Here is a 12,472-nt window from a genome sequence, read left to right as displayed (position 1 = left end):
CTATCATTCTGTGCGATTGCCGTGAGTGGGCAAGACGATCGCTGGAGTGCCTTTGGGTAAACTGGAGGAAAGTCCGGGCTCCGCAGGATTGGATGGTCGATAACGTCGACCGGCCGCGAGGCTAGGGAAAGTGCAGCAGAGAATAGACCGCCGAACGGTCGAAGGAGTTTGTCTTTCATAGACACTCGACTTCGATGCGTGGTAAGGGTGAAACGGTGCGGTAAGAGCGCACCAGCGGTCGAGGTGACTCGATCGGCTTGGTAAACCCCATCCGGAGCTAGACCAAACAGAGTGCAGCGGGGCGAGCCTTTCGAGGTTCGTTCTCCACGAAGCGATCCGTTTCGTTACCGACATTCGGGTAGGTCGCAATTGAGGCGGCGAGCAATCGTCGTGCACAGATAAATGGTCGTCGTCGCAAGGCAACTTGCGTCACAGAACCCGGCTTACTAACCCACTCACGGCATTTTTATTGATTCGGGATGATTGGCTGCATGGATCAACATCGGCGGCGCGAGAGGCAATTTCGACATTTAGGACCATCGGAACAATAACTGTCGTAGCTACGCTCGCCAGAGCGTGGATCCACCGTCTGGTGACGGTAGCTACGTAACATCGACCGCCACTTAAACATCCGATGGGCCTTACTCGGCTACGCCCAGTCGCTGCATCTGATATTTGCCATCCAAAATATCACGCCACCAACTTTCATTGTCCAAGTACCATCGGACCGTCTCACGTAATCGTTCTTCCAGCGTTCGCTGCGGCGCCCAGCCCAATTCGTTTTGAATCTTGCTCGAATCGATCGCATAGCGAAAATCATGTCCCGGACGATCTTTGACGTGCGTGATCAGTTCGCTGTAGGACGATCCATTAGCACGAGGCTTGATTTCGTCCAGGATGGCAACGATCGCATGTACCAAATCGATGTTTCTTCGTTCGCTATTGCCACCCACGTTGTAGGTTTCTCCTGGAGTCCCCCGAGTCAACACCGTCGTCAGTGCTCGAGCGTGGTCCTCGACGTACAACCAATCTCGCACGTTCAGCCCTTCACCATACACCGGCAGCGGTTCTTCACTCAGACACTTGATGATCATTAACGGAATCAACTTTTCCGGGAAATGATACGGTCCATAGTTGTTCGAGCAGTTCGTAATCAGCACAGGCAAACCATAAGTGGTTTTCCAAGCACGAGCCAAATGGTCCGACGCGGCCTTGGTTGCTGAATACGGCGAATGCGGATCGTAGCGAGTCGTCTCGGTAAACATCCCGGTGTCCCCGAGAGAACCGTAGACTTCGTCAGTCGAAACATGCAAAAAGCGAAACGCTTCTTTCCGCTCGGATGGCAATTGGTTGTAATGCCGCAGACTGCTGTCCAACAGATTGAAGGTCCCGACGATATTGGTCTGGATGAACTCGGAGGGGCCATCGATCGAACGGTCCACATGTGATTCTGCTGCCAAGTGCATGATGGCGTCAGGATCTGCCTTGGTCATCACTTCGCCCACGATGACGGGATCTGCCAAATCCGCGTGAACAAACGAATAGCGAGGCGAGTCTGCGACATCGGCAAGCGAATGGGGGTTCCCCGCATACGTCAGCTTATCCAAATTGACGACGTCATGATCGGTGTCGGCCAACAAATGGCGAACTAGGTTCGTTCCGATAAAACCGCATCCACCGGTTACAAGGATTTTCATGGCGACTTGGGTCAAACAAAAAGGGGGGGACCGAGAAATGCAGTTTCAGACGATAGTCAGCAATCTTGGATTTTGAAAGCGATCACAAACTTTCCACCTAAACTTAACCGATTTCATTCTTCGCAGCGATACGAACACAAGGATTAAGCAACTTCGAGCTTAGTTGCGCGGTGATGATTTAATCGCCTTTAAGCGAACGCAGGGACCATCTCGGTTTGCACCGCTTCGTCGGCAACCAAGATAAAATAGCAAGGCAAAGCGCTGCGAACTCGCACCGGACGAGCCAACGCACTATTGGCGATCCTCGAGATTTCTCGCTCGCTGAACGACGAATGAATTCGGGCAACAGCATCGTGCCGACAAACTGCGGATCGAGCCAGTAACCGCGACGCGACATTGTAGAGGGCACAGTTCAGCCGGCTTCGTCGGAAGTCGCAAACGATCATTGCTTGCTGAGCGGAGCCTTGCATTGATTGCAGCAAACGGAACGCTTGTGAATCGTCCAATCGGTGCATCAACATCGTGCTGACCACCACGTCAAATCCGGTCGGAAGCGGTGATTGAAAACACTCTAATCGAACGCTCTTCACCTCAACTCGCGCCCGCTCCGCTAAACGCTGCTGTTCATCGATAGCATGTTGATTCGTATCCGCAGTTGTGATCTGGATCTCGCGGCGATCATGTGCGGCTTTGACGGCCCAGCGAACTGCGATGTCACCGTTGCCACTTGAGACGTCTAGCACCGTCAACGGGCGACGCGATTGCGGTGATTGATATCGTATGATCAGCGGGTACAACATGTCCGCCACTCGGGTGGCTTGGTTTAGCCGCAACTCGTCCATCCGCACACGCTGAAATTCAGCGGCGTCGATGGATGGATCATCAATCCATACCGGTTCGCGCACTCGATCGAAACTCATGTCCCGCCATTACCTTGATCCGTTCGCCCACAGACTACGCTTGCATCTTAATTCTAGGATACCATTTTTGCATGTTCGCCACACGCTCGACGGGAATCAAGTCGGCTCGGCAACCGAACGCCCCACATCGTCGTGCTTTCGACCATACAGCCAAATTGCCGCCACGATTGAGCAGATCAAGACACCGATGCTAACCCACTGTGATATGGACAGCTCGGTACCAAATTGTCCCTGTTCGTCCACGCGAATCATTTCCAAGACGAATCGCATCACTGCATAGGCTGCGAACCCCACCAACATCACCAATCCGTCGCGCCGCAATACATACGACAAAGCGCACAGCACCAAACACAAAATGATCGCCGAGACACTGCTGATCAACTGGGCGGGTTGAACGGGGATCGCACGCTTGGGCAGTTGGTCGGGCGTCCAGCGATAGATTTTTCCGTCAATCATCGCCACGATGCCACGAGGAGCTTGTTCGCCAGGCAAGTCTTTTGAAAATCCTTCTCGGTATCGGTCGTCCAAACGAATTTGCTCTACGGTGCTGCCTACTTTGACCCCATCCTGCTCGGCAAGACTGCCGATGCCGACATGTGAGACTTTGCCCGACGTTGGATCAAACCGCATACCGACGAGATCACCACGCAGAGCCTGATCCTGATAAACCGGGCTGCCTGCCGGAAACTGCAGTGCCGCCCAATAATCTTCGCACTGACCACCGTAGCAACAACCGTTCATCAGACAGCCGATGCGACCAAAAAACAAACCGAGGAACATACACGGCACAATTGCATCACCAAGTTTTAATAGTGGCAAATGGTGACGCGATATGTAGTAACTGCCTGCCAAAAAACCGCCAATGAAGGAACCGTAGACGACCAAACCGCCTTCGGTGAACGTCAGCATTCGGCGGACGGTTTCGGCAAACGAATCGACAATAAAGTGATCGTGGTACTGCACGACGTAAAACAGCCGAGCACCGGCGATCCCACCGATGAAAACCCAAGGCGCCATGTTCAGAACCGCGTCGGGATCGATCCCACGCCGCTTTGCTCGAACCATGGCCAATCCGACGGCCGAAAGTACGCCGACGAGCAGCATCACTCCGTATCCGCGGATCGCCATTCCAACCGGTTCGCCCGAAACATTCTTCAATTCAACAGTGGGCAGCACGTAGGCGACTGAGGCGGCAAACAAGCCCCACATCAAACCTTCGGTCGCAAGAAAGCTACCGACGGATCCACCTCGGCGATTGACCATCACGCCACGTACCACCAAGGCAACGACCAAAAAGATCAAAACCCAACCGAACCCGAAGATCGGTAAACCGGCAATTTCGTGAGGAATCAGTAAGAGTGTGCGGCGCATGTGCCATTGTCTTTGCGTAAATAGGCGTAAATCACACGTCGAACCTCCGGCTTCGGATGCAAACCGACTGCATCCGCGATTTCACATTGGCCGCCCGAGATCGCCCCCTGAACGGGGCTGTTTTGGGCGGCACGGCTGTGATTGGGTTGGGCTGGACGTGTTGTCGGCGTATTTTCTACGCTGTTAGCGGTGAAAGCGTCCAGGTGGATGCCTCGAAATCCAAAGAAACATCGAGTGGATGTTTCGTTTATCGTATCCAGGGATGGTCATGCTTCCAATGCAAAAGCACCGCAGCAGAATGGCGAGTTGGCTCGCAATAATGGTCTTTTCCATCGCAGCCAGCCCCTTCGTAAACGCAGTCGATTTTCGCGTCACGACGGAAATCTTCGAAAACTCGAAACCCGAGCCCTCTGCAAAGCACTTGATCCTATTTGCAGGTAATTTGGCTTACGATGTGGCGGAAATTCCAGACCGCTACGTCACCGTGTACGATTCCGATCGAAATCGGGTGATTTTGCTCGATCGCAATGCAAAAACACGAACCACGATCAGCACCGAGGATTTGGTGCGAATTACCGCTCAAGCTCGCACGGCTGCCGGAAATCGCGACCAACAAGAACAAGAACGGCTTGGCATTCTGGCTGCTCCCGAATTAGAGGCAGACAAATATTCGATTTCCTATGGCGATGCTCGCTATCAAACCAAGGTCGAATCCCCCTCCGATGCCGGCATGGCAGTGCGTTATGGCCAATTTGTGGATCTGGCCTCTCGGTTGAACCTGGTGCACCGCCGCGGTTTGCCTCCTTTTGCTCGCATGACGCTTAGTCAACGGATCGCCACCGACGGCAAAATCCCCAAAGAAACAACGCTCACGATCCGTCGCGGAGTCAATACCGATCGCTTCCGATCCCAGCACGCGTTCATTTCCACGTTGAGCGAAGCGGACAGGAAGCAAATCGACGAAATCGGCGGTATGCTGGCTCTCTACCACGAAGTGCCGTTAAGCGGAACAGGCGAATAAGTAAGGTTTGATTACAATAACCGCAGCGGAACCTTTTCTTTTCGGCGTGGTTTAATCAAGCATGAATACAACACGACCTATCGCTGCTTCTTTTTGTATCCTCCTAGCCAGTTCGCTATTTTACGCGGCTCCGGCGTTCGCTCAGGGTTTTGACCGTGGGGGATCGGATCGTGGCCGAGGCGGGGATCGAGGTGGCTCAGACCGTGGTGGGGATCGAGGGGGCGGGGATCGAGGCCGTGGGGGACCTTCAGGTGGGTTTGACCCAAAATCGATGCTCGAGCGGCTTGATTCCAATGGCAACGGCGTGCTCGATCCCGACGAGCAAGTAGGGCCGGCCCAATTCATCATTAGCCGAATCCAGCAATCCGACAGCAGCGTGGTGCCTGGCAAGCCTGTTCCGCTTGACAAAATCGTCAAGGGTTTCGAGAAGATGCGCGAGCAGCGCGACAGTGGAGGGGGCGACGACCGCGGGCGAGATCGCGGTGGCAGCGACCGCCGTCGTGATAGCAGCGAAGAGGCGTGGACCGCAGAACTACTCGTGCCGGGATTCGGTGTCGAAGTCGAACCCACGCCACTGCTAGGGTTTGGAGCGGCGTCTGAATTGATGTCGGTCGAAATCAGTGCCAAGGACAAGCAAGACGCCGAAGAACGAATGCGTGAATTTGATCGCGATCGCAACGGTTTGTTGTCAAAAGAAGAGTTGTCGCGAGGACGATTCGGTGGCAACCCACTTGATTTTGATCGCAATCGCGATGGTCAGCTTTCCGCAAGTGAATTGGCGGTTCGCTATGCACGCCGACGCGAAGTCAGTGAGGTGCACGAAGCGGAGCGAAAACGCGAAGAAAGCCGCAACCGTGACCGTGGTCGCAAAAGTGAGGTCAAAGAAGTTGACATCTATAGTGGACGCCAATCGTATCGCGTGACTTCAACCTCTTCGCTACCCGAAGGGACCCCAGGTTTCTTTACCGACAAAGACGCCAATGGAGACGGACAAGTCGAAATGGCGGAATTCGCCAGCGAATGGTCCGACGATACCGTCGCTGAGTTCTTTAGGTCGGATCTGAACCGCGATGGCGTTATTACAGTCGAAGAAGCGAGGAAAGCGGTCGAGCTTGGCAGTCAAATGGTGAGCACATCGGAGACGTCGTCTTCGTCCGATGCGTCATCATCCTCTGCCTCGACATCGCCTGCGGCATCGAGCTCGTCAGGTGAGAAGCCGGATGAGAAGCTGATCAAGTATGCCGAGCGAATCATTGCTCGCTACGACAAAAACAAAGACGAAGCGTTAACGGCATCGGAATGGTCGACGATGTTGATGAGTCCTGCCGCCGCCGATGGCAACCGTGATGGTCGCGTGACCATCGTCGAATATGCCTCGTGGATGCAGTCACGCTCGAAATAGTAATTGTTGTCGTTGATCGCTCCGCGATCATCACGTTGGATCGCGGGGGACGTGAAATCTATTGTTGATGCATTTCTGGTGTAAGCCGGTAGTTATATTCCGGCAGATCCGTGAGGTATTCTACAGGAGGGTCCTTGGTGCGTTGGATCTGTTTCCGTGATGCTGGCGTAAATGACTTTTGGATGATGTGGCCGGTTGTCACGAGCCCTGTTGAGGTTGTGGCCCGGGATTCAATTGCCATGACCATCTCCCGAAGTGCTGTAAAGAGCTGACCGCTATAGGCCCGCTCGACCCACGGAAAAACGCGACGTTCGATAGGGTTGTATTTGGAACAAAAAACCGGGTAGTGCGCCACCTGAATTGGTAACCCGAACTCAGCTGACAAACGTCCCAAGTGCCACTTAAAAGTACTTGATTTATTGCTGTTGCTCCCACCACAGTCCAGCAGCACAAGGATTCGATCAGCCGTGGAGAACAGTTGGCGGCCGATGTGTTTCCAAAACCATCCCAGACTATGGCAAGAAAAGGCTCCAGTGTCATGGCTGGTGTTTAGATTCATGTGGGCAATATTCTGTTGTGGAGCGTAGATCCCGTGGGTGATCACCTCCGCTTGGGCGTAAGAAGGCAGCGCGTGATCGAGCACATCAATCGGACCATCGGCAAGAACTTCACCCGGTCGATGGACGTTACCCAGCAGTTCTTTCTGTTTGCTGTCGATACTCAGAACCGCGTCTTTTGTACGGCGAAACCGCTTTCGCATCTGATCAATAATGCCGAACTGCTCATCACGGTTACGGCTGGGAGCTTTGGTCACCGATTTGACTTGTTGTCGCTTTCGGAGGTTCCTCTCGCGACACAGACGAGCCACCACAGGACGAGAGATGGAAGTGCAAGCCTCGCACAATCGTTTCGTGATTTCGCTGATGGAAAGACAAGTCCAGTGAACGGTACAGTCCGTTGGGCTTCCTGCGGTTCGCTCATCGAGAATCTCATCTAACTCATCGAGAACCTCCGGATGAGCCTCTTCTTTTTTGGTCGTCCGGCCCCCTTCTTCCGGACTCTACCTTCTGCGGGGTCGTCTGCATTGCTAAGACGCTCAAGTTCAGCTCGCCCACGAGTGATAGTGGAATGCGAACAACCTAGAAGTTGACTGAGATACTCACACCCGCCATGTGGCAGGGTCAACGACAGGGAGGCAGCGTAACGCCGCTTGTTTTTCTCGGAAAGGGAGTTGAAAACCGCCTTGATTTGTTCCTCCTTTTCAGGAGCCAGTAATGAATCATTTTGAATCATGTCCATCCTCCGTGGATGTTGAAGTGAAATAGATTGAACACTCCAGACATGGGCCGCAATTTCCATTCCTGTCCCGCCGCGACTTTGCTAGCATAGACATCCGTCAGTAATACATTTCACGTCCCGAGCGATCAACGACACTCTCTTCCGCACCGTCCTTATTGAAGCGAGATTGTTATGATTTCTCCTTCAACGGGACGCTTGATCAGGGCCTTTTTAAAGGCGTCTTTTTTCGCCAGCTCGTCATGCTTCAGCGTGCCTGAGAAACCAATTCGCTCGGTCGAATCGGCATCAAATTGCCCGTTGTCGTTTTGGTCATGAAAGGCAACGATTGCGAATTCCTCGGGCAAGCCTTCAAGTGCCAGCGTGACAACGGCCGTTCCGTTTTGTAACGGCGTTCTTTCAGACCACTGCGGATCGGCTTGGTTGGCAAAGGTTTCCTTGGATCCGTAGATCGCAATCATCAGCGCACCCTCGTCGCCATCCGCTCCATCGATACCTAAAGCGACCGATCCTGCGATCTCGGTGTTACCGGCCAATCTCGCTTCTTCTTCGTTCGCCGCCGCTTCGCCTCGCAATGTTTCCGCAGGAAAACGTGGCGCGACGAAACGTGATTGTCGGTACAGCAGGATCATGGAACCTAAAACGACCAGTCCTGCCAAAAACATCAGAAATACATTGCCGTGATTTTGAGCCCACAAACTCTCTGGCTTTCTATCCGTGACAGTTTCAGTAAAGTTTACTTCGTCTTGGTTCTGCATGTTTTTCTTGCTGCGAGCTTGCTACGAGGCGGATAAGTCGATTTGGCGTGTTGGCGAACGCGTCGGCCAGTTTTGATCGGCATCGATGCCCGTTCAGATCAACGTCGATCGCTGTGCCATTCTATCGTGTTTTTGGTTTTGGGGCAGCACTCCGGCGATTGCCCGCAACACGCATACGATTGTTTTCAGTCCGGTGACCTATTAGGCTGTTGTATCCATTGTCATCGTCCTTTTTCGCAGTAGAGATTCAATATGGAAAATTGGCCCATTGGAGTGTTCGCATCGGTTGATGCAGGACTCGGAGTTGGTTGGAACGTTATTTCAGAATTGAAAGTTCCGACGATTCAATTGCACGCTCCCCATCCAGGCAACCGGACCGCTGAATCAGCCGGGTCGTTGAAGGCGCAATTGAGCGAGCTTGGCGTTCGCTGCACCGCAGTGTTCGGCGGCTTTGAAGGCGAAAGTTATGCAGATATCCCCACGGTCGTAAAAACCATTGGTTTGGTGCCCGTCGAAACGCGGCAGAGTCGACTCGAGGAAATGTTTGAAATCTCGGACTTTGCCAAGCACCTTGGCTGCGACACCGTGGCGCTTCATCTCGGTTTCGTGCCCGAAAGCCCCAACGACGAAGGTTATGCGGACATCGTCGAAGTCACACGGAAACTGTGCGACTATTGCAGTAACAATCAGCAATATTTGCACTTGGAAACTGGCCAAGAAACCGCCGAAGGTTTGCTCGAGTTTATCCAACAAGTCAAACGCGAAAATCTGAAAATCAATTTCGACCCCGCCAACATGATTCTGTACGGCAGCGGCGAACCGATCGAAGCCTTGAAAAGAGTCGCCAAACACGTTCGTAGCATCCACTGCAAAGACGCAACGTGGAGCGACAAGCCAGGTGAAACCTGGGGTGCCGAAGTCCCGCTTGGACAAGGCGCTGTTGATTTTCGCAAGTACTTGCAAACGCTAAAAGAAATCGGCTACACCGGTCCCTTGACCATCGAGCGTGAAATTCCGCAAGATCCCGAGCGTCAAAAGCAAGAGATCAGTCATGCGATTGACTTGTTGAACAAGCTGAAAAGCGAATTGCTCGCGTAACTCTCTCTCCCTGCCGCACACCAGGTCTATCGATGCTGAAATCGTTGCCCAACCACCTTCGTGGATTCACGCTGTCGCTTGTCTTGTCGGCGATTGCGACGACGGTGGTTGTTGCGGAAGAAGTTGACCCGAGCCGATTCGAGAAAACGATCGTCGCTGGGAAGCTGATTCAGCCGATGGAGCTGGACATTGCGCCCGACGGACGAATCTTTTTGATCGAGTTGGGCGGTGTTTTAAAACAGATCGATCCGAAGTCGGGCAACGTCGATGTGGTTGGTGAACTGAGTGTGACCACGGCTCAGGAGAACGGACTGATCGGCTTGGCACTCGATCCCAATTTTGCCGATAACAATTGGGTTTACCTGCAATATTCGCCGCCGGATTTCTCTGGCCAGCGGATTAGTCGGTTCACGATCGTGGAGAACCAATTGGACATGCAGAGCGAGAAACAGCTTTTCTCGTACGAAGAACAACGACGCGAGTGTTGTCACCACGCGGGATCAATGGAGTTTGGGCCCGACGGAAATCTGTATATCGGAACCGGCGACAACACTAATCCCTTTAACGATTCCAACGGATACGCACCGATTGACCAGCGGCCCGATCGTGAGCCTTGGGATGCGCAGCGATCTGCGGGGAACACGAAAAGCTATAATGGCAAAGTGTTGCGAATTCACCCCGAAGCGGATGGGACTTACACCATCCCCGACGGCAATCTGTTTCCCAAAGACGGCACGATCGGGCATCCCGAAATTTTCGTCATGGGATGTCGCAACCCTTGGCGAATTAGTGTCGACCCTCGAACCGGCTATCTGTACTGGGGCGACGTTGGTCCCGACGCTGGCGGCGAAAGTGATCGTGGCCCGCGAGGTTACGACGAAGTCAATCAAGCTCGCACGGCCGGCAACTATGGCTGGCCCTATTTCATCGGAAACAACGCAGCGTATTCGATCGTTGACTTTGTCACTGGATTGTTCGGCCCGCCCCAAGATCCTGCACATCCCATCAACGAATCGATTAACAACACCGGGTCAAAAGAGCTGCCGCCCGTTAAACCGGCGATGATCTACTATCCCGCCGCAGCCACCGATGTTTTTCCCGAAGTTGGCAGCGGAGGACGAACGGCATGCGCCGGTCCCGTTTATTACTTCGACGAAAATAACGCTTCCACAACAAAATTCCCGTCCGCTTACAACCGAACCTTATTTGCGTACGAGTGGTCGCGTCACTGGATCATCGCCGTACACCTGGATGAAGACTCCAACGTCCAGCGGCTTGAACCTTTTATGCCAGATACTAAATTCGCTCGTCCAATCGATCTACAATTCAGCGCCGACGGTGCCTTGTATGTGATCGAATATGGAGAGACATGGGGTGTAAATCCCGATGCTCGCTTGGTACGCATTGACTACGTTCGCGGCAATCGTGCTCCGGTCGCTGTGGCCAGTGTCAAGAATAATGTCGGACGCGAACCGATCGAAACTCACTTTTCTGCTGACGAGTCGTTCGACAAAGACGGGGACGCACTGACCTACCGATGGACCGCCGTCCGCAGCAGTACCGAGGGGGCCAAACGCTATGACATCGGTGATCAGTCCGTTGTCGCTCATTCGTTTTCAGAACCGGGTGTCTATACGATTGAATTAAAAGTAAGTGACCCTGCGGGCGCCGCGAGCGTCACGTCGCTGCCGGTGATCGTTGGAAATTCGCGACCGAATGTCGAATTCCTCAGCCCAGCTGAGGGTGATTTCTTCACGCCTGGACAACCGATTCGATTCAGTCTTGTCGTTCGCGATAACGAAGATGGTACAAGCGACTTTGACGAGGCTGAAGAACTGGAGATCGATCCGATTGATTCTACTGCCGCATCGCGTTTGTTCGTCGAAGCCGTCCCGGTAGCCTCCGACAACGACGCAGCGGCCGACAATGTGCCGCCAGGCTTGGCGATGATTCGCAAAAGTGACTGTTTAAATTGCCACGCAGCAAACCGATTGTTGGTTGGCCCTGCCTTTGTCGAGATCGCCAAAAAGTACAAGGACCAACCGCACCAACTCGAATTGTCGATCAAGCGGGTCATGGAAGGCTCGACCGGTGTGTGGGGCAAAGTCGCGATGTTACCGCATTCGCAGCACACGCCAGCCGAAGTCCAGCAAATGGTCGAATACGTTTTTTCGGTCAGCCCCGACTCGGCTAATCCCTCCGCACAAGGTTTCAATAACGAATTGGTTGCCACCGACAAAACCAATCGGATTCGGTTAGAGGCGACCTACACCGATCTTGGTCGTGATGAGATTCCTAAACTTTCCGCAACCGCCGTGCTGACACTTCGCAGCCGTAAACTACAAGCCGAGTCAGCGGATGAAATTAAAGGGGCTCGTCCGCTGGGATCGAGTAAAGCTGAGGGGGAAAAGTTTGTCGGTGCAATTGAGCATGATGGATACTTGAAGTTTAACAACCTTCCCTTGGACGAAGTCAGCTCGATTTCGGTAAGGGTTGCGAGTGCAGGGGCCGGGGGCGATATCGAAATTCGTCGCGGAAGTGCCACGGGCGATTTGTTGGGGCGAACCTCGGTGGAAGTGAACGGTAACTGGGAAGATTTCTATGAGAAGACAATCGGATTGAAGAATTCGAGTGCACGCGATTCGCTCTATGTCGTATTCAAGAACGCTGAAAATCGTGGCGGGCTAATGAACCTCGATTCGCTTCTCTGTAATCCCAAGCCCTAACGCCGCGAGTTCTCCGCGCACTCAGGAATGCATTGCCGCGCCCCGCGGCCGGAACGTCGCCTTCTGCTCTGAAACCGTTACCAACGAAGACGAACTTCCGTGAACTGCCTCACGGATGCCCGCCCGTTAAACGCTTACAACGAGGGCGCCGCTCACTCTCGTGGTGGCGTTCACCGTGAAGTG

Annotated in this window: 8 protein-coding genes, 1 other RNA gene and 1 pseudogene; 5 read left to right on the top strand and 5 right to left on the bottom strand. The window is 53.5% G+C overall.

The window, feature by feature from the left end; genetic code table 11:
- The first annotated feature begins 22 nt into the window (after positions 1-22).
- Positions 23-462: RNase P RNA component class A (gene rnpB, locus SH528x_RS23620), an RNA gene on the top strand.
- 179 nt (positions 463-641) lie between these two features.
- Here the strand turns inward: rnpB and rfbB are convergent.
- The 3 genes from rfbB to SH528x_RS23605 form a co-directional block, all read right to left on the bottom strand.
- Positions 642-1,697 carry a dTDP-glucose 4,6-dehydratase gene (rfbB, locus tag SH528x_RS23615; RefSeq protein WP_442505908.1) on the bottom strand — a complete coding sequence of 352 codons (1,056 nt, stop codon included), beginning with the start codon at positions 1,695-1,697 and terminating at the stop codon, positions 642-644.
- A 188-nt stretch (positions 1,698-1,885) separates the two neighbouring features.
- Positions 1,886-2,617, bottom strand: a complete 732-nt coding sequence (locus SH528x_RS23610) for a methyltransferase domain-containing protein (RefSeq protein ID WP_442505907.1) — start codon at positions 2,615-2,617, stop codon at positions 1,886-1,888.
- A gap of 96 nt (positions 2,618-2,713) precedes the next feature.
- Complete coding sequence (locus tag SH528x_RS23605; RefSeq protein WP_442505906.1) at positions 2,714-3,988, bottom strand: prolipoprotein diacylglyceryl transferase; 1,275 nt, start codon at positions 3,986-3,988, stop codon at positions 2,714-2,716.
- Between the two features lie 268 nt (positions 3,989-4,256).
- Between SH528x_RS23605 and SH528x_RS23600 the strand changes: the two genes are divergently transcribed.
- Together SH528x_RS23600 and SH528x_RS23595 are read left to right on the top strand one after the other, a co-directional pair.
- Positions 4,257-5,009, top strand: coding sequence for a hypothetical protein (locus SH528x_RS23600; protein ID WP_442505905.1), 753 nt, complete (start codon positions 4,257-4,259; stop codon positions 5,007-5,009).
- 271 nt (positions 5,010-5,280) lie between these two features.
- A complete protein-coding gene (locus tag SH528x_RS23595; protein WP_442505904.1) occupies positions 5,281-6,411 on the top strand; it encodes an EF-hand domain-containing protein in 1,131 nt (376 codons plus the stop codon).
- A gap of 58 nt (positions 6,412-6,469) precedes the next feature.
- Here SH528x_RS23595 and SH528x_RS23590 read toward each other — a convergent pair.
- Positions 6,470-7,450: pseudogene (locus tag SH528x_RS23590) on the bottom strand (ISAzo13 family transposase); the annotation flags it as partial.
- Positions 7,451-7,862: 412 nt separating this feature from the next.
- Positions 7,863-8,465: a DUF2141 domain-containing protein gene (locus tag SH528x_RS23585; protein ID WP_442505903.1), complete on the bottom strand. Its 603-nt coding sequence runs from the start codon at positions 8,463-8,465 to the stop codon at positions 7,863-7,865.
- Between the two features lie 252 nt (positions 8,466-8,717).
- Here SH528x_RS23585 and SH528x_RS23580 point away from each other — a divergent pair, with 252 nt between their 5' ends.
- Both SH528x_RS23580 and SH528x_RS23575 read left to right on the top strand, forming a co-directional pair.
- Entirely contained in the window at positions 8,718-9,563 is an 846-nt protein-coding gene (locus SH528x_RS23580; protein ID WP_442505902.1) for a sugar phosphate isomerase/epimerase family protein, read from the top strand.
- 32 nt (positions 9,564-9,595) lie between these two features.
- On the top strand, positions 9,596-12,289 hold the full coding sequence (locus tag SH528x_RS23575) for a PQQ-dependent sugar dehydrogenase (protein WP_442505901.1): 2,694 nt from the start codon (positions 9,596-9,598) through the stop codon (positions 12,287-12,289).
- The last annotated feature ends 183 nt before the right edge of the window (positions 12,290-12,472 follow it).

Source organism: Novipirellula methanifontis (assembly GCF_052161655.1).
Classification (GTDB): Bacteria; Planctomycetota; Planctomycetia; order Pirellulales; family Pirellulaceae; genus Novipirellula.
This window is presented reverse-complemented; position numbering and strand designations above follow the sequence as displayed.

Bases quoted from the DNA above. Each gene is read 5' to 3' on its own strand.
- rfbB (WP_442505908.1), bottom strand. From the start codon at position 1,697: ATGAAAATCCTTGTAACCGGTGGATGCGGTTTTATCGGAACGAACCTA.
- SH528x_RS23610 (WP_442505907.1), bottom strand. From the start codon at position 2,617: ATGAGTTTCGATCGAGTGCGCGAACCGGTATGGATTGATGATCCATCC.
- SH528x_RS23605 (WP_442505906.1), bottom strand. From the start codon at position 3,988: ATGCGCCGCACACTCTTACTGATTCCTCACGAAATTGCCGGTTTACCG.
- SH528x_RS23600 (WP_442505905.1), top strand. From the start codon at position 4,257: ATGCTTCCAATGCAAAAGCACCGCAGCAGAATGGCGAGTTGGCTCGCA.
- SH528x_RS23595 (WP_442505904.1), top strand. From the start codon at position 5,281: ATGCTCGAGCGGCTTGATTCCAATGGCAACGGCGTGCTCGATCCCGAC.
- SH528x_RS23585 (WP_442505903.1), bottom strand. From the start codon at position 8,465: ATGCAGAACCAAGACGAAGTAAACTTTACTGAAACTGTCACGGATAGA.
- SH528x_RS23580 (WP_442505902.1), top strand. From the start codon at position 8,718: ATGGAAAATTGGCCCATTGGAGTGTTCGCATCGGTTGATGCAGGACTC.
- SH528x_RS23575 (WP_442505901.1), top strand. From the start codon at position 9,596: ATGCTGAAATCGTTGCCCAACCACCTTCGTGGATTCACGCTGTCGCTT.